This window comes from Pseudomonas sp. MDT1-17, assembly GCF_054898105.1.
Map to the genome: position 1 here is coordinate 3,433,267 of NZ_JBUBVM010000001.1, position 26,893 is coordinate 3,460,159.

Consider the following 26,893-nt stretch of genomic DNA (forward strand, 5'->3'; position numbering starts at 1 on the left):
ATGATTTCACGCTGGACCACCGCAGTACTGGATACCGACCAGCCCGGCGGCTGGGCCGTGGCCCGCAGCCCCGAAGGCTTTCTGTTCGATGACAATGGCGCGTTGTTCCCCCGCGAATGGCTCAAGCGCCAGGATTTGTCGATTCTCGCTGAACATGGCATCGGCCACCTGGACGGCGAACCGGTCTACCTGCTGGAACTGCGCAGTCACAGCGAAGTGCCGGGCTGCAACTGGAAAGGCCTGCGGGCGTTCATGCTCGAGGGCGATCACGCGGTTTACAAGGTGCTTGGTTATGCCGCGCAGATCGGCACCTGGGCCCGCGAACACCGCTTCTGCGGTAACTGCGGGCTGGCGATGAGCCAGGTGACCCGGGAACGGGCGATGTACTGCGAACCGTGTGATTTACGCAGCTACCCGCGCATTTCGCCGAGCATGATTGTATTGGTGACCCGTGGCGATAAAGTCCTGCTGGCCCGTTCGCCGCGCTTTGTCACCGGGGTCTACAGTACGTTGGCGGGGTTTGCCGAACCGGGCGAGTCGGCCGAAGACTGCCTGATTCGTGAGGTTCGCGAAGAAGTGCAGATCGAGGTCAAGAACATCCAGTACATGGGCAGCCAGTGCTGGCCGTTCCCGCATTCGATGATGCTGGGGTTTCACGCCGAATACGCCGGTGGCGAGATCGTGTGTCAGGAAGACGAGATCGAAGACGCCCAGTGGTTCAACGTGCGCGACTTGCCGCCGTTGCCGGCGTCACGCTCGATTGCCCGTTACCTGATCGACGTCTATGTGGCGCGGCGCTTAGGTCACGCTGAACCAGTGTTGCCAGGCTAACCGCACGGTCAAGCCCAGCACCACGGTGATAAACACCGGGCGAATGAACTTCGCACCGCCACTGATGGCGGTGCGAGCCCCGAAGAACGCCCCGACCATCACCGACAGGCCCATGCTCAGTCCGATGATCCAGTCCACCTGCCCGGAAAACACGAACACCGACAGTGCCGCAATGTTGCTGACGAAGTTCATGCTGCGCGCCACGCCGCTGGCCTTCACCAGGTCGATGGGGTACATCAGCATCGTGCTGACGGTCCAGAACGCACCCGTGCCGGGGCCCGCCACGCCGTCGTAAAAGCCGAGGCCGAAGCCTTGGGTCGATTGCCACTTTTTCTTGATCGGTGCGTCGCTGTCCAGCGGCGTTTTCGGCGTGCCGCCAAACAACAAGTAGAGCCCACAGGCGAAAACGATCACCGGGAGCATCTTGTTCAACCATTCTGCTGGCAGGTAGTGAGCGACCACGGCACCGGTCAGCGCGCCCACCAGCGTGCCGACAATGGCGTGCATCCACTGCCTGGGATGGAACAGTTTGCGTCGGTAGAAAGTGAAACTGGCGGTGGCCGAGCCGAATGTCGAGCTGAGTTTGTTGGTGCCCAGCACCAGATGCGGCGGCAGGCCTGCAGTCAGCAGCGCGGGGGTGGTCAACAGACCACCGCCGCCGGCAATGGCGTCGATGAAACCGGCGATGAAAGCGACAAGGGCCAGAATGGCCAGGGTGGTGAGGTCAACACTGAGTTCGAAAGGCATGGCATCGGCTTATTCGGCGGGGTGCAGAACAGGGCTGCGGGGAAGGGCCGATATCTTACCTATATCCAACTACTGCGGCGACTGGTCTGGCGTCTTCGCGAGCAAGCTCGCTCCCACAGGGGCGCTCGAAGCCACGACAGCGCTCAAGCCACAGACCGCAGTAGCCTAAACACCACCAAACACCTGTAGGAGCTGTCGAGTGAAACGAGGCTGCGATCTTTTGACTTTGATTTTTAAGATCAAAAGATCGCAGCCTCGTTTCACTCGACAGCTCCTACAGGGGATCAGTGTTTACAAGCCTAGGTCCGACAGGCCTGTGTGATCGTCAGGTCGGCGGCCCAGCGGCCAGTGGAACTTGCGGTCGCTTTCCTTGATCGGCATGTCGTTGATGCAGGCAAACCGATTGGCCATCAAACCGTTCTCGTCGAACTCCCAGTTTTCGTTGCCGTAGGAACGGAACCAGTTGCCCGAGTCGTCGTGCCATTCATAGGCATAACGCACGGCGATGCGGTTGCCGGTAAAGGCCCAGAGTTCTTTGATCAGGCGGTAATCCAGCTCTTTTGCCCATTTGCGCGTCAGGAAACCTTTGGCTTCTTCGCGGTTATAGGCGAACTCGGCGCGGTTACGCCATTTCGTGTCCAGGGTGTAGGCCAGCGACACGCGTTCCGGGTCGCGAGAGTTCCAGCCGTCTTCGGCCAGGCGGACTTTTTCGATGGCCGACTCACGGGTGAATGGCGGTAATGGCGGACGAACTTCGGCGTTAGACATTGACAGTCTCCCTATAAATTAAAGTTCAAATACGGTGTCGGGCTTGATTAAAGTGTTACAGGTCCAATAACTTTCGCGCCATGCATTGCGCATTATCGGCGGCACTGTGATCACCCATGACAAGCGCCACGGTAATGGCACCGTCAATCAGGATCAGCAGCTGTTTGGCCAGCGTCTCCGGGTCGGTTGCGCCATATTCGGTACAGAGCTCGCGCACATAGTCGAGCAGCTTCTGTTTGTGGTCTTTGGCGACCAGGCGCACAGGGTCTTGCGGGTCGCCGGTTTCGCCGCTGGTGTTAATGAATGCACAGCCACGGAAGCCTTCGGAAGCGAACCAGGCCTTGAGCACGGTAAACAGGTTGAGCAGCCGGTCGGCCGGGGTTTCAGCCTGGTCGACTGCGCTTGTGTACCAGTGCATCCAGCGCAGGTCCCGCCGTTGCAGGGCCGCGACGGTGAGCTCCTCCTTGTTGGCGAAGTAGCGGTAAATACTCTTTCTGGAGACACCGGCGGTTTTAACCAGAAGATCTATCCCAGTGGCCGCGATGCCACTTTTGTAGATCAATTTTTCGGTGACGTCCAGAATGATATCGCGTGTGTCAATGCTGGTGATTTCGTTCATTCGGCGAACAGTAGAACGATCGTTCTCCTTGGTCAAGCATCTATTTTTGTCGCCTACAAAATCGCCTTCGCGAGCAAGCCCGCTCCCACAAGGGAATGCATTTCAAATGTGGGAGCGGGCTTGCTCGCGAAGAGGCCATTACAGTCAGTAACAAGACCCGAACCGATCCATGGTGTAAGCTCTCGGGTTCTTCGGATTCGACCCATTGCGAGCCCTATGCCGTCGCTTTTCAAACGCTCTCTGCTGCCTAAACTGCGCAGTTTTCCGCTGACCGCCGATGCCGTCACTGTTCTTTCTGGCGCTGCCGAGTTCCGCCGTTGCCTGCTGGAGAGGATCGCCAGCGCCACCCAGCGCATCTATATCGTCGCGCTCTATCTGCAACAGGACGAAGCCGGCCAGGAGATTCTCGAAGCCTTGCACGCGGCCAAGCTGGCGCGTCCTGAACTGGACGTGGTGGTGGCCGTTGACTGGCTGCGCGCCCAGCGCGGTTTGATCGGCGCCGGCAAGCAGCCGGGTAACTCGGCCTGGTATCAGGAAACCACCCGGACTCATGCCAGCGAAGTCCCGGTGTATGGCGTTCCCGTGCAGACCCGAGAGCTGTTCGGCGTGCTGCATTTGAAAGGCTTCGTGATCGATGACTGCGTGATCTACAGCGGCGCGAGTCTGAACAACGTTTATCTGCACAAGTTCGATAAGTATCGCTACGACCGTTATCACTTGCTGCACAACCACGCCCTGGCCGATTCGATGCAGCACCTGATTCAGCACGGCCTGATCGCCTCCAAAGCGGTGCATCGTCTCGATCTACCGAACCTGCCAACCACTCGCAGCCTGCGCAACGACATCGGCGACTTGCGCAGCCGCCTCAAGCACGCGGCGTACGACACCACGACGGGCACCCTGGACAAGGGCAGTTTGTCGGTCAGCCCATTGCTCGGTGTTGGCAAGAACAATCCGCTGAGTCGAGTGATTTGCGAGTTGATCGCCAGCGCTCAACATCAACTGACCATCTGCACGCCGTACTTCAACCTGCCGCTGGCCGTGACCCGGGAAATCAACCGGGCACTGGCGCGGGGCGTGAAGATCGACATCGTCGTCGGCGACAAGACGGCCAACGATTTCTACATCCCGCCGAGCGAGCCGTTCAAGGTGATCTCGGCGCTGCCGTACCTTTACGAGATCAGCCTTCGGCGTTTCGCCAAGCGGCATCATCGCAGCGTCGACAGCGGCCAGTTGAACCTGCATCTGTGGCGTGACGGCGACAACACCTATCACCTCAAGGGCATGTGGATCGATCAGCGTTTCACCTTGCTGACCGGCAACAACCTCAACCCGCGGGCGTTCCGTCTCGATCTGGAAAACGCCTTGCTGATCGATGATCCGAAAGGCGAGCTGCTGGAGCCGCGTCGTAAAGAGCTGGCGGAGATTTTCGAGAACACTCGCCGGATCGAGCGTTATCAGGAACTGGAAACGCTGCTGGAATACCCGGCGGGGGTGGCCAAGTTTCTCAAGCGCGTGAGTCGTGTGCGGATCGAGCGGTTGCTCTATCGGATTCTGTAATGCTTAAAGCAAAAGATCGCAGCCTTCAGCAGCTCCTACATTGGAATGCGGACTCCCTGTAGGAGCTGCCGAAGGCTGCGATCTTTTGATCTTAACGAGCTAATATGCCCCCACTTCAAACAAGAACAGGGCTCGCCAAGGTCAATGTCGGAAAAAGACACCATCTCCATTCAACTGGTGCGTGAAGCGCTGTTGCAAAGCTGCGCCCCAGGAGTCGCCACCGAAGAGGTGTTGAACAAAGTCGGCATCGATCCGGCACTGCTCCATAGCAGCGATGCACGCGTTCCGGCCACCGCTTATGCGCGTCTGTGGCGTTTGCTGGCACGACGTGGAGATGATGAGTTTTTTGGCATGGACCCACGCAAACTCAAATCCGGCAGTCTGGCGTTTCTTTGTCGCTGCTCCATGGTCCAGCCGAGCCTGGCGGCCGGTCTGACCTCGGGGTTGAGCTTTTTGTCGTTGATGCTCGAGCACCTGCCCGCACAGTTGGTTCGTCAGCAAAGCCTGGCAGAAATCGTCCTGCTCGAAGACAACCACGACCCGCGCCGCGCCTTCACATATTTCACTTACTGGATGATCGTCCACGGCGTCGCCTGCTGGCTGGCGGGGCGACGGATACCGATCCTGGCCATCGAGTTGCGCTGCCCGACGCCGGATTTCTGCGATGACTACCAGGTGATGTTCTCCGAAAACCTGCGTTTCGACCGGCCGCGCACGCGGATGATTTTCTCGGCCGAGTGCCTGGATTTGCCGATCAAGCGCAGCCCGGAAGAACTCAAGCGTTTCCTCGCCCATGCGCCGGCCAATATTCTGGTCAAGTACCGTGATCCGGAAAGCCTGGCCAGCCGGATCAAGCACGACTTGCGGCAACTGCCCGCCGAACACTGGCCGGAAACCGAGGCCCTGGCGCAACAGCTGTGCATGTCGGCGTCGACGTTGCGTCGGCGCCTGGCCGAAGAGGGCCAGACTTACCAAGGGCTCAAGGACAGTGTGCGCAAGGAATTGGCGATTGTTTGGCTGGCGGAACCGGCCATCAGCTTCGCCGAGATCGCCACGCGTTTAGGGTTTGCCGACACCAGCTCGTTCTACAAGGCGTTTCGCAAGTGGTCGGGGTCCAATCCGGGGCATTATCGGAGTTTGATCCTTAACGAAGCTGACTGATCCGGATTTGGTGGTGATGCAGCCGGCCTCTTCGCGAGCAAGCTCCCACATTTGGAATGCGTTCCCCTGTGGGAGCGAGCCTGCTCGCGAAGAGGCCCTGACAGGCGACGCATCCCTTGAATCTTGGCCAAACCAGTCACGCAACTTGATAGCTTTGACCATTGTCCCGCGCCCCGCGCAGAGCGAGTATTTCCCTGTTAATTACGGTTCCCATGACCTAATAAAAATACAAAGGGATTCTGGCAATGCGCGATTATTTGTCTGCGACATCTCAGTTCAATTATCAGCACACCGTAGACGCCGCGCTCACCGGCGATTTGACTGCCCTTAACGCCTGCGTCGAGTGTTGCGACCGTCATGCCTTGCCAGGGCGCATCGCGCTGTTCTGGGAAGGCCGCGATGGCGCCAGCGCGACGTACACCTTCAGCGACTTGCAGGACAAAGCCGCGCGTTTCGCCAATTTCCTCCTGGCCCAGGGCGTGAAAAAGGGCGACAAGGTGGCCGGTCTCCTGCCACGTAATATCGAATTGCTGATCACCGTGTTCGCCACCTGGCGCATCGGTGCGGTCTATCAACCGCTTTTTACGGCCTTCGGCCCAAAAGCCATCGAACATCGCCTCAGCTGCTCGGGCGCCAAAGTGGTGGTCACCGACGCCGGCAATCGCGCCAAACTCACTGAAGTCGCGGACTGCCCGACCATCGTCACCGTCGCCGGTGCGAAAGGCCAAGGCATCGTCCGTGGCGATTACAGCTTCTGGGCCGAGCTGGCCAATTATTCTCCTGTGTGCGAACCGGTCCTGCTGACCGGCGAAGATCCATTCCTGCTGATGTTCACGTCGGGCACCACCGGTCCTTCGAAAGCGCTGTCCGTACCGCTCAAGGCGATCGTCGCCTTCCAGAGCTACACCCGTGACGCCGTGGACTTGCGCCCAGAAGACGCCTTCTGGAACGTCGCCGATCCGGGCTGGGCCTATGGCATCTATTTCGGTGTCACAGGTCCCATGGCCATGGGGCATCCGATCACCTTTTACGATGGCCCGTTCACACTCGAAAGCACCTGCCGGGTGATCAACAAATACGGGATCACCAACCTTACCGGTTCGCCGACGGCCTATCGCCTGTTGATCGCCGGAGGCGACGAATTCGCCCGCTCGATCAAGGGCAAGTTGCGCATCGTCAGCAGCGCCGGCGAGCCGTTGAACCCGGAAGTGATTCGCTGGTTTGCCGACAACCTAGGCGTGGTCATTCACGATCATTACGGTCAGACCGAACTGGGCATGGTCCTGTGCAATCACCATGCCCTGGAGCATCCGATCCACATGGGCGCCGCCGGTTTCACTTCGCCAGGCCACCGCATTGTGGTGCTGGACGACGAGTACAAAGAACTCGGCGTCGGCCAGCCGGGCATTCTGGCCATCGATCGCACCCAGTCGCCGATGTGCTGGTTCGCCGGCTACGAAGGCGCACCGACCAAGGCCTTCGTCGGCCACTATTACCTGAGCGGCGACACCGTCGAATGGAACCCGGACGGCAGCATCAGCTTCGTCGGTCGCAGCGACGACGTGATCACCACCTCCGGCTACCGGGTCGGCCCGTTCGACGTGGAGAGCGCGCTGATTGAACACCCCGCGGTGATCGAAGCAGCGGTGGTCGGCAAACCCGACCCGGAACGCACCGAACTGGTGAAAGCCTTCGTCGTGATTTGCTCGCAATACCGCGCAACACCGGAGCTGGCCGAAGAACTGCGCCAACACGTGCGCAAGCGGCTGGCCGCGCACTCGTATCCCCGTGAAATCGAATTTGTCAGCGAGTTGCCGAAAACCCCTAGCGGCAAATTGCAGCGCTTTATCTTGCGCAACCAGGAAATCGCCAAGGCTCAAGAGGCCGCCGCGAAGAACGTTTCACCTTGAATCCAAGGAAACAATGATGCAGATCGAAAACAAGGTTTTTCTCGTCACCGGCGGTGCGTCCGGACTCGGTGCGGCCACGGCTGAAATGCTGGTCGCGGCCGGCGCCAAAGTCATGCTGGTGGACATGAACGCCGAGGCCGTTGCGGCTCAGGCTGAACGTCTCGGCGTGCAAAGCGTGGTGGCGGATATCAGCAGCGAAGCCGCGGCCGAAGCCGCCGTGCAGGCGACGGTCAAAGCCTTCGGTGGCCTGAATGGTCTGGTGAACTGCGCCGGCATCGTGCGGGGCGAGAAGATCCTCGGCAAGAATGGCCCTCATCTGCTGGCCAGTTTCAGCCAGGTGATCAACGTCAACCTGATCGGCAGTTTCAACATGCTGCGCCTGGCCGCTGCGGCGATCGCCGAAACCGAAGCGGATGCCGATGGCGAGCGCGGCGTAATCATCAATACCGCTTCGGCTGCCGCGTACGACGGCCAAATCGGCCAGGCCGCGTACGCCGCGTCCAAAGGCGCGATTGTCAGCCTGACATTGCCCGCCGCCCGTGAACTGGCGCGTTTCGGCATCCGCGTGATGACCATCGCCCCCGGTATTTTCGAAACCCCGATGATGGCCGGGATGACCCCGGAAGTCCGCGCCTCCCTGGCAGCTGGCGTGCCGTTTCCGCCGCGGCTGGGTAAACCGGGCGAGTATGCCGGGCTGGTCAGGCATATCATTGAAAACAGCATGCTCAATGGCGAGGTGATCCGTCTCGACGGCGCCTTGCGCATGGCCGCCAAATAAGGAGAATTTGTCATGACTATTGCCAACGATCCAATCGTTATCGTCAGCGCCGTCCGCACCCCGATGGGCGCTTTCCAGGGCGAACTGAAAAGCCTGACCGCTCCGCAACTCGGAGCTGCGGCGATTCGCGCCGCCGTCGAACGCGCCGGTATGGCGCCAGACTCGGTTGAAGAAGTGCTGTTCGGTTGCGTACTTTCCGCAGGTCTCGGCCAGGCTCCGGCACGCCAGGCCGCACTGGGCGCCGGGCTGGATAAATCGACCCGCTGCACGACCCTGAACAAAATGTGCGGTTCGGGCATGGAAGCGGCCATTCTGGCTCACGACATGCTGGTAGCCGGCAGCGCCGACGTGGTCATCGCCGGCGGCATGGAAAGCATGTCCAACGCGCCGTATCTGCTGGACCGCGCCCGTAGCGGTTACCGCATGGGCCACGGTCGCGTACTCGACCATATGTTCCTCGACGGCCTGGAAGACGCCTACGACAAAGGCCGTCTGATGGGCACCTACGCCGAGGATTGTGCTGAAACCAACGGTTTCACCCGTGAAGCCCAGGATGCCTTTGCCATTGCCTCGACCACCCGCGCGCAGCAGGCGATCAAGGACGGCAGCTTCAAGGACGAGATCGTGCCGCTCACCGTGACCGTCGGCAAAGAGCAAGTGCTGATCAGCAACGACGAACAGCCACCGAAAGCCAAACTGGACAAGATCGCTTCCTTGAAACCGGCGTTCCGCGACGGCGGCACGGTAACGGCGGCGAATTCCAGTTCGATCTCCGATGGCGCCGCGGCACTGGTGTTGATGCGCCGTTGCGAAGCTGAAAAGCGCGGCCTGAAACCACTGGCAGTGATTCACGGCCACGCGGCGTTTGCCGACACCCCGGGCCTGTTCCCGGTGGCACCGGTGGGCGCGATCCAGAAGCTGATGAAAAAAACCGGCTGGTCCCTGGACGAAGTCGATCTGGTCGAAGTCAACGAAGCCTTCGCCGTGGTCAGTCTGGTCACCATGGCCAAACTGGAAATCCCCCACGAAAAGATCAACGTTCACGGCGGCGCTTGCGCCCTCGGTCACCCGATCGGTGCGTCCGGCGCGCGGATCCTCGTGACCTTGCTCTCGGCCCTGCGCCAGAAAGGCCTGAAACGCGGCGTCGCAGCGATCTGCATCGGCGGCGGTGAAGCCACGGCCATGGCCGTTGAATGCCTGTATTAAGGAATCACTATGCTCCCGACTGACGAACAACTTCAGATCAGCGACGCGGCCCGGCAGTTTGCCCAGGAACGGCTGAAACCGTTCGCCGCCGAGTGGGACCGCGAGCATCGCTTCCCCAAGGAAGCCATCGGCGAGATGGCCGAACTGGGCTTCTTCGGCATGTTGGTGCCGGAGCAGTGGGGCGGTTGCGACACCGGTTACCTGGCCTACGCCATGGCCCTGGAAGAAATAGCGGCCGGCGACGGCGCTTGCTCGACCATCATGAGCGTGCACAACTCGGTGGGTTGCGTACCGATCCTCAAGTACGGCAACGACGACCAGAAAGAACGCTTCCTCAAACCGCTGGCCAGCGGCTCAATGCTGGGGGCCTTTGCCCTGACCGAACCGCAGGCCGGCTCCGACGCCAGCGGCTTGAAAACCCGTGCCCGTCTTGAAGGCGATCATTACGTGTTGAACGGCTGCAAACAGTTCATCACGTCCGGGCAGAACGCCGGGGTGGTGATCGTGTTCGCCGTAACTGATCCAAGTGCCGGCAAGCGTGGTATCACGGCGCTGATCGTGCCGACCGATTCGCCGGGCTACAAAGTCGCACGGGTCGAAGACAAACTCGGCCAGCACGCGTCTGACACCTGCCAGATCCTGTTTGAAGACGTGAAAGTGCCGGTGGCCAATCGCTTGGGCGAGGAGGGCGAAGGCTATCGAATCGCTTTGGCCAACCTCGAAGGCGGCCGCGTCGGCATCGCTTCGCAATCGGTGGGCATGGCCCGCGCTGCGTTCGAAGCGGCACGCGACTATGCCCGCGAGCGTGAAAGCTTCGGCAAGCCGATCATTGAACATCAAGCGGTAGCGTTCCGCCTGGCGGACATGGCAACCCAGATCGCCGTCGCCCGGCAGATGGTGCATTACGCGGCGGCGTTAAGAGACAGCGGCAAACCGGCCTTGGTCGAAGCCTCCATGGCCAAGCTGTTCGCCTCGGAAATGGCTGAGAAGGTATGCTCCGCGGCCTTGCAAACCCTCGGCGGTTACGGCTACTTGAACGATTTCCCGCTGGAGCGGATCTACCGCGACGTGCGGGTCTGCCAGATCTACGAAGGCACCAGCGATATTCAACGCATGGTTATTTCGCGCAATCTTTGAGAAGGAATGCATCTGTGAGCAATAAAGAGCTGAGTTACGAAACGATTTTGCTGGAAACCCACGGTCGAGTTGGCCTGATCACTTTGAACCGTCCGCAAGCCTTGAACGCGTTGAACGCGCAGATCGTCAGCGAACTGAACCAGGCCCTCGATGGCCTGGAAGCCGATTCGAACATCGGCTGCATCGTGCTGACCGGTTCGAAAAAAGCCTTCGCCGCCGGCGCCGACATCAAGGAAATGGCCGAGCTGACTTACCCGCAGATCTACCTCGACGACCTGTTCAGCGACAGCGATCGTGTGGCCAACCGCCGCAAGCCGATCATTGCCGCCGTCAACGGTTTCGCCTTGGGCGGTGGTTGTGAACTGGCGTTGATGTGCGACTTCATCCTGGCCGGCGACAACGCCAGGTTCGGTCAACCGGAAATCAACCTCGGCGTACTGCCAGGCATGGGCGGCACCCAACGCCTGACCCGCGCTGTGGGCAAGGCTAAAGCCATGGAAATGTGCCTCAGCGGCCGCCTGATCGATGCGGTGGAAGCGGAGCGTTGCGGGATTGTCGCGCGGATTGTTCCGGCGGATGAGTTGCTGGAAGAAGCGTTGAAAGTCGCGGCGCTGATTGCCAAGAAGTCGTTGCCGATTGCAATGATGATCAAGGAAAGCGTCAACCGCGCGTTTGAAGTGAGCCTGTCGGAAGGTGTGCGCTTTGAGCGTCGGGTGTTCCATGCGGCGTTCGCGACGCAGGATCAGAAGGAAGGGATGGCGGCGTTTATTGCCAAGCGTGAGGCGGAGTTCAAAGGGAAGTGATGTAGCGCTCTCACGGGCGTCTTCGCGAGCAGGCTCGCTCCCACAGTAGATCTCCAGTATTCATGAGATCCTGTGGGAGCGAGCCTGCTCGCGAAGCTTTTCAGCCGTTTCACACGAGGTAGTTTTTAAGCTCCCGAGCAATCACCATCCGCTGTATCTCGCTCGACCCTTCATAAATCTGCGTAATCCGCGCATCCCGGTAATAACGCTCTACCGGGTAATCCTCCAGATACCCATACCCGCCATGAATCTGCATCGCCGACGAACACACCTTCTCGGCCATTTCCGATGCAAACAGTTTGGCCTGTGAAGCTTCCGACAGACACGGCTTGCCGGCACTGCGCAAACGCGCGGCATGCAGGATCAGCAACCGCGCCGCATTCAGCCGGGTGTGCATGTCGGCCAGCATGTTGGCGATGCTCTGGTGCTCGATGATCGGCTTGTCGAACTGTACCCGATCCCGCGAGTACGCCAGCGCCGCTTCAAATGCCGCCCGAGCAATGCCCAACGCTTGTGCCGCAATGCCGATGCGGCCGCCTTCAAGGTTCGACAGGGCAATCGCCAGTCCTTTGCCGCGCTCACCCAACAGGTTGGCTTCGGGAATGGTGCAGTTGCTCAGCGTCACCGCGCAGGTATCGGACGCCCGAATACCCATTTTGTGTTCGGTGCGATCAACGATGAAACCCGCGGTATCGGTCGGCACCAGGAACGCCGAGATGCCGCGCTTGCCCAGGTCCGGATCGGTCACCGCAAACACGATGGCCAGCTTCGCCCGTTTGCCGTTACTGACGAATTGCTTGGCGCCGTTGATCACCCACTGGCCGTCGCGCAGTTCGGCGCGGGTGCGCAGGTTGTGGGCTTCGGAACCGGCCTGGGGTTCGGTCAGGCAGAAGCAGCCGATGGCCTGACCGCTGGCCAGATCCGGCAGCCAGGTCTGTTTCTGTTCTTCAGTGCCGTAGTTGAGGACCGGACCGCAGCCCACGGAGTTGTGAATGCTCATCAGCGCGCCAGTGGCGCCATCGCCGGCAGAAATCTCTTCCACCGCCAGGGCGTAGGCGACGTAGTCGACATAGGTGCCGCCCCATTCCTCGGGCACCACCATGCCCAGCAGCCCCAGTTCGCCCATCTTCGCCACCAGACCATCATCGATCCAGCCGGCCTTTTCCCAGGCCTGGGCGTGGGGCGCGATTTCGCCGCGGGCAAAGTCCCGGGCCATGTCGCGGATCATGACTTGCTCTTCGCTCAATTCGATGTCGTGCATGGCTCAGCTCCCGCTCTGCTCAAAACCCGTGAAAAAACTCGCGACGTGCTCGGCGTCCAGCGCCTGCAAGGTCGGCGGGTTCCAGCGCGGGCTCTTGTCTTTATCGATCAGCAAGGCGCGCACGCCTTCGATCAGGTCGCCGCGCTCGAACCACTGACGGTCCAGGTGCAGCTCCAGGGCGAAGCAGTCTTCGAGACTCAAGTGTCGACCACGACGGAGCATTTCCAGAGTCACGCCCATGGCCAACGGTGAACGGCTTTCCAGCAGGTCGGCGGTGGTCGTGGCCCACTCGTGACTGTCGGCGACCGTTACTTCACGCAGTTGCTCAACAATACTCGGCACATCGGGCAGGGCGAAGAAGTGATCGATGGCCGGGCGCAACGCTTTCAATGGCGCATCAGGCAGCTGTTGCACGGCGAATTTCGCCAGCAGGCCTTGAAGGTCCTTCAACGGTGTGTCGTGCCATTGCAGCTGATCGAGTTGCTCGTCCAAAGTGCCCAGCTTGTCGCTTTCCAGGTACCAGTCGGCCAGGCCGCAGTAGAGCGCATCGGCCGCGCGGATCTGCACGCCACTGACGCCAAGGTAAATACCCAGTTCACCGGGAACGCGTGGCAGGAAGTGGCTGCCACCGACATCCGGGAAATAACCGATTGCGACTTCCGGCATCGCCAGACGGCTTTTCTCGGTCACCACACGCAGGTCGGCGCCTTGCACCAGGCCCATGCCGCCGCCCAGGACAAAGCCGTCCATCAAGGCGAGTACAGGTTTGCGGTAGTGGTGGATCGAGAGGTCGAGGGCGTATTCCTCGACGAAGAAATCTTCGTGCAGCGTGTCGCCGTTTTTGAAACTGTCATACAGCGAGCGAATATCGCCGCCGGCACAGAAAGCCTTCTCGCCAGCACCGCGCAATACCACCGCGTGCACGTGCGGATCCAGCGCCCAGGCGTCGAGCTGACGCTGCAGAATGCGCACCATGTCCAGGGTAATGGCGTTGAGGCCGGCGGGGCGATTGAGGGTCAGGTGACCGATGTGGTTGCGAACCTCGGCCAGCACTTCGTTTTGCATGGCATCCATGGACGAAGTCCGCGGAGAAGAAACCTGAGCAGTCATCACTAACTCCCTGCTTTTATTGTTCTTTATAGAGAAGCTCGCGCGCGAGCGATGCTGGATCGTAACAGTGCAAATTTGTGATGTACAACCGGGATATGTGCAGGGTTGGTCTGCATTTTTGCGATAAGGCAAGATCAAAAGATCGCAGCCTTCGGCAGCTCCTACAGGGTGTACGCGTTCTAAGGTAGGAGCTGCCGAAGGCTGCGATCTTTTGATCTTTAACCCTTACTCGAAAATACATCCCCAATACTGCGGCGCCTGGCGTGCAATTCACTGGCATGAATCAACTGTTCAAGGTCTTCGGGGGTGACGTCGAAGAACGCTTCCATGTCCGCCAGCGCTCGTTTCAGGTCTTGGGCAGTGATCGCCTGGCTGTCGGCGGGCGGGTGGTCGGCCGGCACCCTGGACACCGGTTCGCTGGCCCGTTTTGGGTAACGAATGCGCGTCAGGTTGTTGTAGGCCAGGGCGCTGAGCAGCATGGTTGATGCGCCAAGCATCACCGGGGCGAGGGCTTTCCAGTCCAGGGCTATGGTCGCCGGGTCTGCCAACACTAAAAGCAGTGCCAGCGCACCGGCCGGTGGATGCAGGCAACGCAGCCAGCACATCAGAATCAGCGCCATGCCGGCCGCCAGGCAAGCGCTGCCAAGGGTTCGTCCGAGCACGTGAGCGACCAGCAGCGAAACCACCCCGGCGCTGAGGTAGCCGCCAAGAATCGACCAGGGCTGGGCGAGGGCGCCGGAGGATACGGCGAACAGCAACACGGCCGATGCGCCCAGCGGACCGATCAGATGCTGCGCCACTTGCATGCCGAACACCTGGCTGCAGAGCCAGACGCTGAACAGTGTGCCCAGGGACATGCCGATGGCGGCCCGGCTCCATTCGGATGGGCGAGTGTTGATGGCGGCGGGAAACCAGCGAGAGAACATGAGGCAGACGATCCGTTGAAAAAACCCAGGCAAAAAAAAGGCTTAGCTGGAATACCCAGAAAGCCCTTGAAGTTGTTCCAACTATTGGGGGAGGAACGGGCACAGTGTGCCGTTCATTCCTGATGCTGACAAATACATATTAATGCAGTTTCAGTGCATTAATTTTGCTGTAATGCCACCCGACGGCCACTCATGAAGCACAGGAAACCACCCATGGCGGTCAGCGCGCTCAAGGCATAGAACATCGTTGGCGCGGGGGTATGCATCAGCAGGAAACCGCAAATGACCGGGCTTAGGGCACCGCCAACGGCGGCGAGGTTTTGCGCGCCGTAGTAGCTACCGCGCAGTTCTTCCGGGGCCAGGGTGTCGACGAAGAGGAATTCGGCGGGGTAAATGATCATTTCACCGAGGGTGAAGATGAACATTGCCACGCACCACGACACCAGGCTGTCGGCCACGCTGAAACCGATCAACCCGACGATAAACAGGCTGGTACCGCCCGCGATCCCGTAGCGCAATTGTTCGCGTTTGAGGAAACGGCCGATCTGGTATTGCAGCAAGATCACGCTGATGGCGTTGCAGGCGAGCAGGGCAGCCATGGTTTCCAGTGCCCGTTTGGAATCGTGGGTCACCAGCAGGTATTGCGACAGGTACAGGGTAAAACGGCCATGGACCACGGTACTGAGCAGACAGCCGCAGGTGAACATGATCAGCGTGCGGTCGTTCTTCAGGGTGATCAGCGTCTTGAGAAAACTCTGGGGCTGGCCGATCGCGGGTGTCTGGGCCGAGTCCTTGGGTATCCCGATCATCAGGAAAATACTGAAGAACGCGATGCCGCCGGCTATCAGGAACGGTGCAATCGGATACACGCCGGCAATCACCACGCCCAACATCGGGCCGGTGGCGTAGCCAATGTTGGTCAAGGTGTAGCGCAGGGAAAACGCCTTGGCACGCTGGCCCATCGGCAGGTTTTCGCTGAGGATCGCCTTCGAGCCAATCAAGAACAGCGCCGAGGCGGTTTCGGTGATCACCAGGGTGGCGGTGGTCAGGTAAAGGTTTTCGGCGAAGGTCAGCAGCACGAAGCCGATGGCGCTGGAGAGCATCGCCAGGATCAGCAGCCGGCGCTTTTCAAGGCGATCGATGATGTAACCGCCGTAGAGCGCGAGCAGGGTGGCGATGAACACCGCGATGCCCAGCAGCAAGCCGACATCCTGTTGGTTGAGGCCGAGTTTGTTGCTCAGGAACAACGTCAGCAGCGGGCTGGTGATGGCGCGGCTGACGACGATGGTCAGCGAAACGATCATCAACCGGCGGATAACAAGTGAGTAAGTGGCCACGGTGGTGCGAATGTCCTTATTCAGATTTTGTGGTGTTCGCCGATGTACCGAGTCGCGGCCATTCGCGAGCAGGCTCGCTCCCACAGGGGAATGCATTTCAACTGTGGGAGCGAGCCTGCTCGCGATGGGGCCCGCAATGGAAACACAAGATTCAAGCGAGCCACCGATCCAGCGAACGAACTGACTCCAACTCTTCAACCCGCCACAACTGCTCAAGCAGCTCTCCAGCCTGCCGCCGCGACATCACCCGCACCGCCAAACTGAAAAACTTCTCCTCCAGCACCTCATCGCGCAACGGATTGCCCGGTGCCCCAACGGCACCTCTGCGCAAAGGCTCGCCTGCCGACCGTGCACGGGCACCCGTGCAAACGCTGCGCGGTTGAAAGACTAAGTGTCGTAGTGCCGACGCTCACCGGTTCGAACACCAGAATGTAAAACGACCAAAGCGCCAGAACCGCGCCAAAGGCCAATGTTTGCGCCCACCAGCGAGATCGGAAAAGCACGGCAAGGGCGATCACTTGCAGCACGCCGAGAATGATAAACGCCGGAGTGAAGGTTGTCAGTTGCCCACCGAACGGGTGAAGTAATACAGCGAACCGCTGACGCCTACGCTACCGTCCAGGCGGCCCATGAACTGCACGCGCACCACGTCGTGCATGAAGTCCGGGGCCATCAGGCCGAAACCAAACAAATAAGCAACGCCGACAGCCCTGGCCCCAGGGACTGTCGGCGGATCTCGGCTAACGTCGCAATCAAGCGACGACCGAAGCGACCGGCCACTGCTGATGCGGAATCGGTAGATTGCGCGATTCACCGCGGCCCATCGGGAAGTACATGAAACCGGCGCGAGCCAGGCGATCGGCGTCGTACAGGTTGCGTCCGTCGAAGATCACCGGGGCGTTGAGCCGCTGCTGGATCAGGCTGAAATCCGGTGCCTTGAACTGCTGCCATTCGGTGCAGATGATCAACGCGTCAGCGCCGGACAACACCGATTCCGGCGTGCCCATGAGCATCAACCGGGATTCATCGGGATACAGCTGCTGGGTTTCCTGCATGGCTTCGGGGTCGAACGCGCGGACATTGGCCCCGGCGGCCCATAGCGATTCCAGCAGCACCCGACTCGGTGCATCGCGCATGTCGTCGGTGTTCGGTTTGAACGCCAGGCCCCACACGGCAAAGGTTCTGCCGCGCAAATCGCCCTTGTAGAACGCGTTGATCCGCTCGAACAGCTTGTGCTTCTGACGCTGGTTGATCGCTTCCACCGCTTGCAGCAGATCGCTGGAGCAATGAGCTTCTTCGGCGCTGTGGATCAGCGCGCGCATGTCCTTGGGAAAGCACGAACCGCCATAACCGCAACCGGGGTAGATGAAGTGGTAACCAATGCGCGAATCGGCGCCGATGCCCAGGCGCACCGACTCGATGTCGGCGCCCAGGTGTTCGGCCAGTTCGGCGATCTGGTTGATGAAGCTGATCTTGGTCGCCAGCATGCAGTTGGCGGCGTACTTTGTCAGCTCGGCGCTGCGCAGGTCCATGAACATGATCCGGTCATGGTTGCGGTTGAAAGGCGCGTAGAGGTCGCGCATCACATCACGTACAGCATCGCGTTCGCAGCCGATAACGATCCGGTCCGGACGCCGGCAATCGGCCACGGCCGAGCCTTCTTTCAAAAACTCCGGGTTGGAAACGATATCGAACTGCAGCAACCGGCCGACCTTGATCAGGCACTTGTCGATGTGCGCGCGCAAGGTGTCACCCGTGCCCACCGGCACCGTGGATTTTTCCACCAGAATCACCGGTTGTTCACGATGACGCGCCACGGCTTCGCCCACCGACAGCACATAACGCAGGTCCGCCGAACCATCGTCCCGGGACGGTGTACCGACCGCGATGAACAGCACCTGGCCGTGCTGCACCGCGAATTTTTCATCGGTGGTGAACTGCAGCCGTTTGGCTTCCAGGCTTTCGCGCACCAGGCTGGCCAGCCCCGGTTCGAAAATGCTCACGTGGCCTTGTTGCAGCAGTTCGACTTTCTTCTCGTCTATGTCCATACAGACCACGTCGTGGCCGACTTCAGCCAGGACAGCCGCTTGCACCAGGCCAACGTAACCGCTACCAAATACACTGATTTTCATGGGGCACTCCTGAGTGCGGATCGACTTGCTGCCGTGCGCCATCAGGATAGGCAAGGCCATATTTCAATTCGCCTATCGTGTTGTATAACGTCACGTACGGGCGTTTCAGACGCCAGGCCTGGCACCTCTGTTTATTCTGAAAGACATACAGCCACTGTTCCGACTTCTGCCATTCATCGAGTTTTTTAGTAGAAAGTCTTACAGAAGTGTTCCGCTTTACAGGAAGGATGTTTCAATTCTTAGTTGTTTAATGAACTGTTTCTACTCAAGGCCGTTTCGTTTGATTGACTTACCCGCTACCGACCCAATTCCCTCAAAGCCCAACCCGCTGACCCTGTATCTGGCGCGCCTGGCACCGTCCAGCCAACTGACCATGCGTTACGTGTTGCAGGATGCCGCTGACCGGTTGGGCTTCGAAGACATGAACGTCGAGGAGATTCCCTGGCACAACCTGCAACCTGAGGATGTCATCGCGCTGGTGGCCACCTTGCGCACGGATGGCTACGCGCCGAACACCTCTTCGCTGTACGTTAATGCGGTGCGCGGGGTGATGAACGAAGCGTGGCGCATGAGCCTGATCAGTCAGGAACACTTGCTGAAAATGCGTTCGGTCAAGGGGATTGCCGGCACTCGGCTGTCCCAGGGGCGAAACCTCAAGCGCACGCTGATCCAGGAATTGATGGCGGTCTGTGCCGCCGATCCACGGCCACAAGGTCTGCGGGACGCGGCGATTATCGGGATTTTGTACGGTTCGGGGATGCGCAAATCGGAGTCGGTCAACCTGGACCTGAATCAGGTCGATTTCACCGAGCGCAGCCTGGGTGTGACCGCCAAGGGCAACAAGCAATTGATCAAGTACGCACCGGCCTGGGCGTTCGCCAAACTCAATGACTGGCTGGAACTGCGGCGCTCACTGCTGAAGGAGGGTGAAACGGACGATCCGTTCCTGTTCAACCGCATTCGTCGCGGCAGTCACATCACCCGCGAGCGCATTACCAAGCACGCGATCTATTACATCGCCCGGCAACGGGGTGCACAGGTCGGGGTGAAAATCATGCCACATGATTTTCGGCGTTCGTTCATTACCCGAGTGATTGAAGAGCATGACTTGTCGATCGCCCAGAAACTCGCCCATCACAGCAACATCCAGACAACAGCCAACTACGATGTGCGCGATGACAACGAGCGGCGTCGGGCAGTGGACCGGTTCGATCTTTGACGGACGGGGCTCAAGATTCGCTCAGTACGTGGGCATGGCCGATCATCGAGACGTGAACCGCACTGCCGGCGGGTGGGGCATACAGGCCCGAACTGCGCACCATTAACGATCGACCAGGCTGTTCACCGGAAATCAAAGACTCCAACTCCACGGTCAACGTGCAGGTATTGCCGCTGAAATCCCGCTCGGTCACCACCGCGCGGCACCCGGCAGCCTTCGTTGAACTGGGCTCGAGGCTGACGAGTTGCAGCTGCTCGGGACGCAGCATGATCTGCGCCGATTTGTTGTTGCGATGATTGTTCACCGGTATACGACCGAGATCGCAATGGGCCCAGCCGGCTTCGATTCTGGCGGGCATGACCACGGCATCCCCCAGAAATAGCGCGGTTTGTTCATCTTCGGGGTAGCGGTAAAGATCCAGCGGATGGCCTGATTGTACCAGCCGGCCGTCGCGCATCACCGCCAGCTGATCGGCAAATGACAAGGCTTCGCTCTGGTCATGGGTGACCAGAATGGTGGTGACGCCAGCGTCTGTCAGGAGCCGTGCGACCATTTTGCGCATGGCGCCCCGAAGTCCGGTGTCGAGGGCCGAAAACGGCTCGTCCAGCAACATCAAGCGCGGTTGTTGCGCCAACGCCCGAGCCAGTGCCACGCGTTGTTGCTGACCGCCGGAAAGCTCATGGGGCCAACGGTTGGCCATGTTCGCCTCCAGCGCCACGCTGTCCATCAACTCGGCGACTCGCGCCTGTTTTGCACCGCCCCTGATCGAAAGCCCGAAACCGATGTTGGCGGCCACGGTCATGTGCGGGAACAGGGCGCCGTCCTGGGGAACATAACCAATCAAGCGCTGATGCGCGGGCACCTCGTGGGTGTCGTCGACGAGCGTTTGGCCATTGAGTGATAGACGGCCGGTGTCGGGGGATTCGAAGCCGGCGATCATCCGCAACAGCGTGGTTTTTCCTGAGCCGGACGGGCCGACGATGACCGTACGGCTGCCTGTCGGCACCGACAGGTTGATGCTCTCCAGCGCTTGATGGGCGCCGTAGGACTTGGAGATGGAATGCAGTTCAAGAGCGTTCATCGGCCAGCCGTTCGTTTGGATTGGTGATAAAGAAGTCCGGTCAACGGAAGCGACAGCAGGATCATCAACAGGGCATAGGGTGCCGCGGCGGCGTAATCGATCTCGCTGGTCATCGCCCAGAATCCGGTGGCCAGGGTTCGCGTGCCATTTGGGGCGAGCAGCAGGGTGGCGGTCAACTCATTGGTGATCGCCAAAAATACCAGGGCGGCACCTGCGGCAGCGCCGGGGGCGGCCAGGCGCAGGGTGATCAGCCATAATGCACGGGCGGGCGAGCGGCCGAGGCTGCGGGCCATGTTTTCCAGCTCTACCGGCGCCTGGGCGATACCGGCACGCAAACTCACCAGGGCGCGGGGCAAAAACATCAGCAGATACGCCAGCAACACCGTGATCGTGGTCTGGTAAATCGGCCGGGCGAAATGGATGGTGACGGTCACCAATGCCAGGGCCACGACGATCCCAGGCAACGAACTGGTGATGTAGTTGCAGCTTTCCAGGACACGTTGCAACCGGCCCGGAGAGCGAATCGACAGCCAGGCAATCGGGATAGCGGCGCAGGTAGTGAGGGCTGCACCCGCAAGACCGAACAGCAGCGTCTGTTCCAGCGCCGGCAGAAGTTCGTCCAGTTGCCAAACCTGCGTACCGCCGGCGATCAACCACTTACCTAATGTCATCAATGGCACACCCAGCGCCAGGGCGCATGTGAGTGCCTGCAAGGTCAGCGCGAGTGTGTTTGCAGTCGGCGACAGACGCACAACCCGCTGCTCGCGAGCGCTTCCCGACCCGACCCGGGCGTAACGCGCCGTGCCGCGAGCGGCGGATTCTACGGTCAGCATCACCAGGCAACATAGGGCGAGCACACTGGCCAGCATGTGGGCGGCGGGCCCGTTGAAGGTAGACTTGAACTGATCGAAAATTGCCGTGGTGAAGGTGTCGAAGCGGATCATCGCGTACAGGCCATATTCGGCCAGCAGGTGCAGCCCCACCAGCAAGGCGCCGCCGCAGATGGCCAGGCGCAGTTGCGGCAGCACCACACGGAAAAATATCGCCCAGGGTTTGAGACCGAGCGATTCGGCAACGTCTTCGATGGCCGGATCGAGCCGGCGCAGCGTCGCAGCAATCGGCAGGTACAGGAACGGGAAGTAGGCGATGACCGACACCAGCACCCCGGCAAACAGCCCGTGAATCGGTGGAACCAGACTGACCCACGCATAGCTGTGAACGAAGGCCGGCACCGCCAGCGGCGCGGTCGCCAGCAACGACCACCAGCGTCGACCTGGCAGGTTGGTGCGTTCTGTCAGCCAGGCCAGAGACAGACCTAACGCGACGCACAATGGAATCGTGATCACCACCAGTAAAACGGTGTTGATCAACAGTTCAGCGACCCGCGGCCGGAACACCAGCGGCACCAGAGTCGCCCAGCCTGTCTGAAACGACACGCCGATGACAAAGGCAATCGGCAGCAGCGAGAGCAGCGAAACCAGCACCGACAAACCGATCACCCACGCGCCGCCACGCCCCGCGAAAATACCGCGGGATCGTCGTCGCACGTTCGCGGGTATCGTCTCAGCGACACCCGCCGGCAAGGTTTCAGGCATCAATTAGAGCAGTCCGGCCTGAGTCATCAGATCCACGGCTTTTTTACTGTCGAGTTTTGAGGCGTCGACTGTCGGCGCGTCGAGTTGCTGCAAAGGCACCAGTTTGGGGTTGGATTCAGCGTTCTTGCCCACGGCGTACTCAAACGATTTGCCGGTTTTGAGGATGGCCTGGCCCTCTTTACCGGTAATCCACTTGAGCAATGCCTGAGCGTGTTCCTTGTGTTTGCTGGACGCCAGAACACCGCCGCCGGAGACACTGACAAACGCGCCCGGATCCTTGTGCTTGAAGTAGTGCAGGGCGGTGTTCTTGCTGTTTTCGCCGGTCTTGGCCTGGTCGCCGAAGCTGTAATAGTGGTAGATCACGCCGCTGTCGATCTGCCCGGCGTTAACCGCTTTGAGCACGGAGCTGTTGCCCCGGTACGCGGTAAAGTTGGTTTTCATCCCTTTCAACCACTCCAGGGTGGCGGCTTCACCCTTGAGTTCCAGCACGGCAGCGACGATCGCCTGGAAGTCGGCACCTGCTGGCGACGCGCCCCAACGACCTTTCCAGCTCGGGCCGGCGAGGTCCATCAGCGACTTGGGCAGCTGGGCTTCGGGCAGTTTGCTCGGGTTATAGACAAACACCGTAGAGCGCGCGGCGATCCCCACCCATTTGCCATGGGCCGGGCGGTAAGCATCGCCAACCTGTTCCAGAGTGGCCGGCGCAACCGGTGCAAACAGTCCCGCGTTGTCGACCAGCACCATGGCCGGGGTGTTTTCGGTCAGAAACACGTCGGCCGGGGAGGCGGCGCCTTCCTGCACGATCTGATTGCCCATTTCGGTGTCGTCACCATTGCGTACGGTGACCTTGATGCCGGTTTCCTTGGTAAAACCCTTGATCCAGGATTTGGTCAGGCTTACGTGCTGGGCGTTGTAGACCACGATGCCATCGGTATCGGCTGCATATACGTGGCCGGCGCTCAGCAACACGGTGGTCAGCAGTGCTGTTTTCAGGAAAGTAGGGAAATGGGCATTCATGCGGTGGCAGCTCCAGTTTTTTTATCGTGCGCGCAGATTCAACCGAGACGGTCGTCAAGTAGTGTAGGCCAATACGAATCATTTGCAGGATTAAGGCGGCGGCAAATGTACGGCGAAGAATGAGAAAAAAACGTCAAATCACGGCGTCGTCGGGCAACCTCTTTGTGTTCCAGCCGCTGCCTGGTTAATCAGTGCGGCCAGGCGTTTGACGTTGTTCTGTTGAGCGATCACCAGGTCGTCGACGGAAGGCCCTGACGGTGTCTGCAACGTGCTGCGGCAAGTAACCAGCGCGTTATCGCCTTCGCCGAAATTACGCAGGCGCCATTTGACGTCAATCAGCGCGTATTGGCCGGGGATCGAATCAAAGCGTTGCACGTCCAGGCGCACCGATACCTTGCGCTGGGGATTGCTGTTGACCAGTTGATCGACCAGGGCGCTGCGCAATTCATCCGACAGGCTCGCACCCCACCACTCGGTTTCGAGGATGGCCAGGCCGCTGTTGCCCTGGCGAACGACAATCTGCGGGCGGTCGACCTGGGGAGGGACGCTGAGGCCCTCGATCTGGATATCTGCAGCGCTGGTCCTTGAGTTGCCGCTCGGTTGAGCCGGGGTCAGGGTGTGGAATTGAATCGGATCACTGCGGCAAGCGGCGAGTAGCAACAATGCAGTGACCAAGCTGATCTTCAGCGGATTAACCATGGGTGATGCTCCTGTGGTCATTTGCGCGGCGGCCCCTGCAGGTCAATCGGCGCGGCATTGTCGGGACGGCCGCGAATCAGCGATTCCGGGTGGCGTCCCAGGTAATCCGAGAGTTCACGCAAGGAGCGCGACATGCGTCCGAGTTCGTCCAGGGTCTGGCCTAATTGTTCGCGTTGCGGCGAGTCTTCAGCCAGGGTCGAATTGGCCGATTGCAGGGTTTTGCTGACGTCCGCCAGTGTGGTCTGCACGCCGGGCAGGGTCTTGGCGTTGAATTGCGCCAGGCCTTTACGCAGTTCGACCAGGTTACTGTCGAGGTTGCCGGCAATGCGCTCGATGGGCAGCTGGTTGATCTTGTTGACCATGGCCTCCAGTTTCTCCTGCAACTGCTCGAGGCTGCCAGGAACGGTTGGGATAGAGACAGGGCGGGCGCTCGGATCGAACACGACTTTCTCTGCTTTGGGGTAGAAGTCGAGCGAGATGTACAACTGACCGGTCAACAGATTGCCGCTACGGGCCTGGGCCCGCAGACCGTTGTCGATGAAGCTGCCCATCAGCCGCACGCCTGCGGCTTCGTCGTTGGGGTCATGCTTCAAGACCTCGAGCATTTTGGTGTGGGCCTGGCCGAGTCGTTGCGGGAAGATCACGATGCCGACATTGACCGGGAAACTGCGCTTTTTCGCGTCGAAATCCAGATTGACCGACACCACTCTGCCGAACTCCATCCCAAGGAATTCCACCGGCGCACCGACCCTGAGCCCGCGCAAGGCCTGATCGAAACGCAAACTCAAGAATTGTCCCTTGCCGCTGGGCGGGGCTAGGGCGGTTAGCTGGTCTTCGAACAGGTCGAAGGCTTTCTCCTCGGTGGCCGGTTGATCGTTGGGGCTGTATTCCGGAGCGCGGAAGGCGATGCCGCCCACGAGGATGGATGACAACGACTCGGTTTTCACCGAAAAGCCGTTGGCGCCGACATTCACGTCGATCCCGCTGGCGTTCCAGAACCGGGTGTTTTCAGTGACGTAGGCATCGTTGGGCGCGTGGATGAACACTTCGATGTTCACCCCTTTACCGTCGGCGTCCAGGGCATAGGCCACCACTTGACCCACCGGAATCTTGCGGTAGTAAACCGGAGAGCCGATGTCCAGCGAACCCAGGTCCTGAGTACGCAGGGTGAAGCGCTTGCCCGGTTCGCCATAGGTAATCGGTGGCGGCTTTTCCAGGCCGGTAAAGTTTTTGGCGCGGGCGTTGGCCTGGCCGATGTCGGCGCCAATGTAATCCCCGGACAGCAGGGTATCGATACCAGAGACCCCGCCGGCGCCGATACGCGGACGCACGACCCAGAATTGCGAGTCTTCGCGGGTAAAACTTTCCGCCTGCTTGGCCAGTTTGATGGTGGCGTTGACACTCTTCTGGTCATCGCTGAGTTCGACATCGGTCACTTGGCCGATCACTACGTTGCGGTATTTGACCTCGGTCTTGTTGGCCGTCAGGCCGCTGCCGGTTTTGAACGTGACGGTAATGGTCGGACCTTCCTGCATCATGGAGTGTACGACCAGGGAAATCCCCACCAGCACCGCGACGATCGGCACGATCCATACCAGCGAAACGCTGAAACGTCGGGTTTTGACAGGGGCCTGGCCAGGCGCTTGCGGCCCGTCAGTGGCTTGCGACTTCATCCTTGACCTCCTCGTTTGGGTGATCCCGCTCTTTTTTATCCCAGATCAGGCGTGGGTCGAAACTCATTGCCGAGAGCATGGTGAACACCACCACCAGGCCAAAAAACAGAATGCCCGCGCGCGGTTCGATATCCGCCAGGGCTTGAAACTTCACCAGTGAGGCCACCAGCGCCACCACGATCACATCGAGCATCGACCAGTAACCGATGAGCTCGACGAAACGGTACAGCGTTGACCGCTGCTGACTCGCCCATTGGCTGTCGCGCTGAACGGTCACGAGTAACAGCGTCAGCGCGACGAACTTGATGCCCGGTACCGCGATGCTGGCGATGAAAATAATCAGGGCAATGTCCCAGGCACCGTGCTGCCAGAACTCCAGTACACCACTCATGATCGTGCTATCGGCGCCATTGCCGACCATCGTGGTATTCATCACGGGTAGCAGATTAGCCGGGACGTAAAACGCCAGGGCGGTGAACATGTAGGCCCAGGTCCGGGCCAGTGAGTTGGTTTTGCGTCGATGCAGCGGCGCACCGCACCGTGTGCATTCGTGAGGTTCATCGGTCATGTCACAGGCCAGGCCGCAGCTGTGACACAGGCACAGGTTGAGTTCGCTCGCCACCGGGGGCCTGTTCATAAGATGTCCCACAAATCACGGATGTCGCGACCGGCAATACGGATCATCATCAGGCTGAGAATGGCCAGGGCAAACAGGCCGATGCCGGGCAGCACATCCAGTAATCCGGCGAGTTTAATGACCGCGACCATCGCCCCCAGCAGACAGACTTCCAGCATGCTCCAGGGCCTGAGGGTTTCCAGCCAGCGCATGCAGAACTTGAAGCCGGGCGAGCGCTGGTGGGCGAGGGCGAAACTCAGGACCCAGATCAGCAGCAACAGCTGGATAATCGGCGCGATGATCATCGCGATCGCCGCCACCATGGCGATGAAAGTGATCGGCCCCAGACTCAAGGCCAGCACCGAATCCCAGAGTGTTGCGCTGTTTTTCAGGCCTTTGAGGCTGATGCTCATGACCGGGTAGAAGTTGGCGAAAACCCACAGCATCAACGCGGTGAAGGTCAACGCCAGACGTTGCTCCACCGTCAGACCGTTATAGCGCTGAAGCACGCCGCCGCAGCGCGTACACAGGGTTTTCTGATGTTTGGCGAGCGTGACTTTTTCATACACGCAGTCGCAGTGCTCGCAGATGATCAGTGGGTCAGTTGTAGCCATAGGCCGCACTCGCCAGAACGCAGGGAAGTCAGAGCACTCCCACAATATAGAAGCGCCTCGCGATTGAGCAAATTAAAAGGCGAGTTCTGATCG

At 60.0% G+C, this 26,893-nt stretch carries 24 protein-coding genes and 3 pseudogenes; 9 read left to right on the forward strand and 18 right to left on the reverse strand.

What is annotated here, in order from left to right:
• Positions 1 to 831: an NAD(+) diphosphatase gene (gene nudC / locus ACYZTX_RS15860; protein WP_462034858.1), complete on the forward strand. Its 831-nt coding sequence runs from the start codon at positions 1 to 3 to the stop codon at positions 829 to 831.
• Here nudC and ACYZTX_RS15865 read toward each other — a convergent pair.
• The 3 genes from ACYZTX_RS15865 to ACYZTX_RS15875 all read right to left on the reverse strand — a co-directional run bounded on the left by ACYZTX_RS15865 (position 799) and on the right by ACYZTX_RS15875 (position 2,965).
• Positions 799 to 1,578 (reverse strand): TSUP family transporter, encoded by a 780-nt coding sequence (locus tag ACYZTX_RS15865; protein WP_462034859.1) that lies wholly within the window; start codon positions 1,576 to 1,578, stop codon positions 799 to 801. The two genes, nudC and ACYZTX_RS15865, sit on opposite strands and share 33 nt — an antisense overlap.
• Before the next feature lie 291 nt (positions 1,579 to 1,869).
• Entirely contained in the window at positions 1,870 to 2,346 is a 477-nt protein-coding gene (locus ACYZTX_RS15870; RefSeq protein WP_462034860.1) for a nuclear transport factor 2 family protein, read from the reverse strand.
• Between the two features lie 55 nt (positions 2,347 to 2,401).
• Entirely contained in the window at positions 2,402 to 2,965 is a 564-nt protein-coding gene (locus tag ACYZTX_RS15875) for a TetR/AcrR family transcriptional regulator (protein WP_462034861.1), read from the reverse strand.
• A gap of 216 nt (positions 2,966 to 3,181) precedes the next feature.
• On the opposite strand from ACYZTX_RS15875, the gene pssA reads away from it, so the two are divergent.
• From pssA to ACYZTX_RS15910, 7 genes are all read left to right on the forward strand, one after another.
• Complete coding sequence (gene pssA, locus ACYZTX_RS15880) at positions 3,182 to 4,525, forward strand: CDP-diacylglycerol--serine O-phosphatidyltransferase (protein ID WP_462034862.1); 1,344 nt, start codon at positions 3,182 to 3,184, stop codon at positions 4,523 to 4,525.
• A gap of 144 nt (positions 4,526 to 4,669) precedes the next feature.
• On the forward strand, positions 4,670 to 5,686 hold the full coding sequence (locus ACYZTX_RS15885; RefSeq protein WP_462034863.1) for an AraC family transcriptional regulator: 1,017 nt from the start codon (positions 4,670 to 4,672) through the stop codon (positions 5,684 to 5,686).
• Positions 5,687 to 5,931: 245 nt separating this feature from the next.
• Positions 5,932 to 7,596, forward strand: coding sequence for an AMP-binding protein (locus tag ACYZTX_RS15890; RefSeq protein WP_462034864.1), 1,665 nt, complete (start codon positions 5,932 to 5,934; stop codon positions 7,594 to 7,596).
• Between the two features lie 16 nt (positions 7,597 to 7,612).
• The gene (locus tag ACYZTX_RS15895; protein ID WP_462034865.1) at positions 7,613 to 8,374 is read left to right on the forward strand and encodes an SDR family NAD(P)-dependent oxidoreductase; all 762 of its coding nucleotides are present in this window, start codon (positions 7,613 to 7,615) and stop codon (positions 8,372 to 8,374) included.
• Positions 8,375 to 8,386: 12 nt separating this feature from the next.
• Positions 8,387 to 9,580, forward strand: coding sequence for an acetyl-CoA C-acyltransferase (locus ACYZTX_RS15900; protein ID WP_462034866.1), 1,194 nt, complete (start codon positions 8,387 to 8,389; stop codon positions 9,578 to 9,580).
• Between the two features lie 9 nt (positions 9,581 to 9,589).
• Entirely contained in the window at positions 9,590 to 10,717 is a 1,128-nt protein-coding gene (locus ACYZTX_RS15905) for an acyl-CoA dehydrogenase (protein WP_461963698.1), read from the forward strand.
• 29 nt (positions 10,718 to 10,746) lie between these two features.
• Positions 10,747 to 11,520, forward strand: coding sequence for an enoyl-CoA hydratase (locus ACYZTX_RS15910; protein WP_462037054.1), 774 nt, complete (start codon positions 10,747 to 10,749; stop codon positions 11,518 to 11,520).
• Positions 11,521 to 11,629: 109 nt separating this feature from the next.
• On the opposite strand, the gene ACYZTX_RS15915 is transcribed toward ACYZTX_RS15910, so the two are convergent.
• From ACYZTX_RS15915 to ACYZTX_RS15950, 8 genes and pseudogenes are all read right to left on the reverse strand, one after another.
• A complete protein-coding gene (locus ACYZTX_RS15915; RefSeq protein WP_150766348.1) occupies positions 11,630 to 12,781 on the reverse strand; it encodes an acyl-CoA dehydrogenase family protein in 1,152 nt (383 codons plus the stop codon).
• A gap of 3 nt (positions 12,782 to 12,784) precedes the next feature.
• Positions 12,785 to 13,891: an enoyl-CoA hydratase/isomerase family protein gene (locus ACYZTX_RS15920; protein WP_462034867.1), complete on the reverse strand. Its 1,107-nt coding sequence runs from the start codon at positions 13,889 to 13,891 to the stop codon at positions 12,785 to 12,787.
• 218 nt (positions 13,892 to 14,109) lie between these two features.
• Complete coding sequence (locus ACYZTX_RS15925; protein ID WP_462034868.1) at positions 14,110 to 14,817, reverse strand: HPP family protein; 708 nt, start codon at positions 14,815 to 14,817, stop codon at positions 14,110 to 14,112.
• A 158-nt stretch (positions 14,818 to 14,975) separates the two neighbouring features.
• Entirely contained in the window at positions 14,976 to 16,154 is a 1,179-nt protein-coding gene (locus ACYZTX_RS15930) for an MFS transporter (RefSeq protein WP_462034869.1), read from the reverse strand.
• Between the two features lie 151 nt (positions 16,155 to 16,305).
• A pseudogene (locus tag ACYZTX_RS15935) lies at positions 16,306 to 16,508 on the reverse strand (MmgE/PrpD family protein); the annotation flags it as partial.
• Between the two features lie 36 nt (positions 16,509 to 16,544).
• Positions 16,545 to 16,845 (reverse strand): annotated as a pseudogene (locus ACYZTX_RS15940) (hypothetical protein); the annotation flags it as partial.
• A 61-nt stretch (positions 16,846 to 16,906) separates the two neighbouring features.
• Positions 16,907 to 18,286, reverse strand: coding sequence for a UDP-glucose dehydrogenase family protein (locus ACYZTX_RS15945; protein ID WP_462034870.1), 1,380 nt, complete (start codon positions 18,284 to 18,286; stop codon positions 16,907 to 16,909).
• Positions 18,287 to 18,302: 16 nt separating this feature from the next.
• Positions 18,303 to 18,404 (reverse strand): annotated as a pseudogene (locus ACYZTX_RS15950) (hypothetical protein); the annotation flags it as partial.
• Positions 18,405 to 18,566: 162 nt separating this feature from the next.
• Here ACYZTX_RS15950 and ACYZTX_RS15955 point away from each other — a divergent pair.
• Positions 18,567 to 19,505, forward strand: coding sequence for a site-specific integrase (locus tag ACYZTX_RS15955; RefSeq protein ID WP_462034871.1), 939 nt, complete (start codon positions 18,567 to 18,569; stop codon positions 19,503 to 19,505).
• A gap of 10 nt (positions 19,506 to 19,515) precedes the next feature.
• On the opposite strand, the gene ACYZTX_RS15960 is transcribed toward ACYZTX_RS15955, so the two are convergent.
• The 7 genes from ACYZTX_RS15960 to ACYZTX_RS15990 form a co-directional block, all read right to left on the reverse strand.
• The gene (locus ACYZTX_RS15960) at positions 19,516 to 20,586 is read right to left on the reverse strand and encodes an ABC transporter ATP-binding protein (protein ID WP_462034872.1); all 1,071 of its coding nucleotides are present in this window, start codon (positions 20,584 to 20,586) and stop codon (positions 19,516 to 19,518) included.
• Positions 20,583 to 22,181: an ABC transporter permease gene (locus ACYZTX_RS15965; RefSeq protein WP_462034873.1), complete on the reverse strand. Its 1,599-nt coding sequence runs from the start codon at positions 22,179 to 22,181 to the stop codon at positions 20,583 to 20,585. Before ACYZTX_RS15965 ends, ACYZTX_RS15960 begins: the two co-directional genes overlap by 4 nt.
• Before the next feature lie 3 nt (positions 22,182 to 22,184).
• Entirely contained in the window at positions 22,185 to 23,198 is a 1,014-nt protein-coding gene (locus tag ACYZTX_RS15970; RefSeq protein WP_462034874.1) for an iron ABC transporter substrate-binding protein, read from the reverse strand.
• Positions 23,199 to 23,336: 138 nt separating this feature from the next.
• Complete coding sequence (locus tag ACYZTX_RS15975; protein ID WP_462034875.1) at positions 23,337 to 23,897, reverse strand: PqiC family protein; 561 nt, start codon at positions 23,895 to 23,897, stop codon at positions 23,337 to 23,339.
• A 17-nt stretch (positions 23,898 to 23,914) separates the two neighbouring features.
• Positions 23,915 to 25,570 carry a PqiB family protein gene (locus ACYZTX_RS15980; RefSeq protein WP_462034876.1) on the reverse strand — a complete coding sequence of 552 codons (1,656 nt, stop codon included), beginning with the start codon at positions 25,568 to 25,570 and terminating at the stop codon, positions 23,915 to 23,917.
• A complete protein-coding gene (locus ACYZTX_RS15985) occupies positions 25,551 to 26,207 on the reverse strand; it encodes a paraquat-inducible protein A (RefSeq protein WP_462034877.1) in 657 nt (218 codons plus the stop codon). Before ACYZTX_RS15985 ends, ACYZTX_RS15980 begins: the two co-directional genes overlap by 20 nt.
• The gene (locus tag ACYZTX_RS15990; protein ID WP_462034878.1) at positions 26,204 to 26,800 is read right to left on the reverse strand and encodes a paraquat-inducible protein A; all 597 of its coding nucleotides are present in this window, start codon (positions 26,798 to 26,800) and stop codon (positions 26,204 to 26,206) included. Before ACYZTX_RS15990 ends, ACYZTX_RS15985 begins: the two co-directional genes overlap by 4 nt.
• Positions 26,801 to 26,893: the final 93 nt, after the last annotated feature.

What these genes read in the sequence shown, in the direction of transcription:
- ACYZTX_RS15945 (WP_462034870.1), bottom strand. Translation starts at nt 18,286, where the DNA reads ATGAAAATCAGTGTATTTGGTAGCGGTTACGTTGGCCTGGTGCAAGCG.
- ACYZTX_RS15925 (WP_462034868.1), bottom strand. Translation starts at nt 14,817, where the DNA reads ATGTTCTCTCGCTGGTTTCCCGCCGCCATCAACACTCGCCCATCCGAA.
- ACYZTX_RS15875 (WP_462034861.1), bottom strand. Translation starts at nt 2,965, where the DNA reads ATGAACGAAATCACCAGCATTGACACACGCGATATCATTCTGGACGTC.
- ACYZTX_RS15895 (WP_462034865.1), top strand. Translation starts at nt 7,613, where the DNA reads ATGCAGATCGAAAACAAGGTTTTTCTCGTCACCGGCGGTGCGTCCGGA.
- ACYZTX_RS15900 (WP_462034866.1), top strand. Translation starts at nt 8,387, where the DNA reads ATGACTATTGCCAACGATCCAATCGTTATCGTCAGCGCCGTCCGCACC.
- ACYZTX_RS15885 (WP_462034863.1), top strand. Translation starts at nt 4,670, where the DNA reads ATGTCGGAAAAAGACACCATCTCCATTCAACTGGTGCGTGAAGCGCTG.
- ACYZTX_RS15870 (WP_462034860.1), bottom strand. Translation starts at nt 2,346, where the DNA reads ATGTCTAACGCCGAAGTTCGTCCGCCATTACCGCCATTCACCCGTGAG.
- ACYZTX_RS15965 (WP_462034873.1), bottom strand. Translation starts at nt 22,181, where the DNA reads ATGCCTGAAACCTTGCCGGCGGGTGTCGCTGAGACGATACCCGCGAAC.
- ACYZTX_RS15920 (WP_462034867.1), bottom strand. Translation starts at nt 13,891, where the DNA reads ATGACTGCTCAGGTTTCTTCTCCGCGGACTTCGTCCATGGATGCCATG.
- ACYZTX_RS15975 (WP_462034875.1), bottom strand. Translation starts at nt 23,897, where the DNA reads ATGGTTAATCCGCTGAAGATCAGCTTGGTCACTGCATTGTTGCTACTC.
- nudC (WP_462034858.1), top strand. Translation starts at nt 1, where the DNA reads ATGATTTCACGCTGGACCACCGCAGTACTGGATACCGACCAGCCCGGC.
- pssA (WP_462034862.1), top strand. Translation starts at nt 3,182, where the DNA reads ATGCCGTCGCTTTTCAAACGCTCTCTGCTGCCTAAACTGCGCAGTTTT.
- ACYZTX_RS15905 (WP_461963698.1), top strand. Translation starts at nt 9,590, where the DNA reads ATGCTCCCGACTGACGAACAACTTCAGATCAGCGACGCGGCCCGGCAG.
- ACYZTX_RS15985 (WP_462034877.1), bottom strand. Translation starts at nt 26,207, where the DNA reads ATGAACAGGCCCCCGGTGGCGAGCGAACTCAACCTGTGCCTGTGTCAC.
- ACYZTX_RS15890 (WP_462034864.1), top strand. Translation starts at nt 5,932, where the DNA reads ATGCGCGATTATTTGTCTGCGACATCTCAGTTCAATTATCAGCACACC.
- ACYZTX_RS15865 (WP_462034859.1), bottom strand. Translation starts at nt 1,578, where the DNA reads ATGCCTTTCGAACTCAGTGTTGACCTCACCACCCTGGCCATTCTGGCC.
- ACYZTX_RS15990 (WP_462034878.1), bottom strand. Translation starts at nt 26,800, where the DNA reads ATGGCTACAACTGACCCACTGATCATCTGCGAGCACTGCGACTGCGTG.
- ACYZTX_RS15915 (WP_150766348.1), bottom strand. Translation starts at nt 12,781, where the DNA reads ATGCACGACATCGAATTGAGCGAAGAGCAAGTCATGATCCGCGACATG.
- ACYZTX_RS15980 (WP_462034876.1), bottom strand. Translation starts at nt 25,570, where the DNA reads ATGAAGTCGCAAGCCACTGACGGGCCGCAAGCGCCTGGCCAGGCCCCT.
- ACYZTX_RS15960 (WP_462034872.1), bottom strand. Translation starts at nt 20,586, where the DNA reads ATGAACGCTCTTGAACTGCATTCCATCTCCAAGTCCTACGGCGCCCAT.
- ACYZTX_RS15970 (WP_462034874.1), bottom strand. Translation starts at nt 23,198, where the DNA reads ATGAATGCCCATTTCCCTACTTTCCTGAAAACAGCACTGCTGACCACC.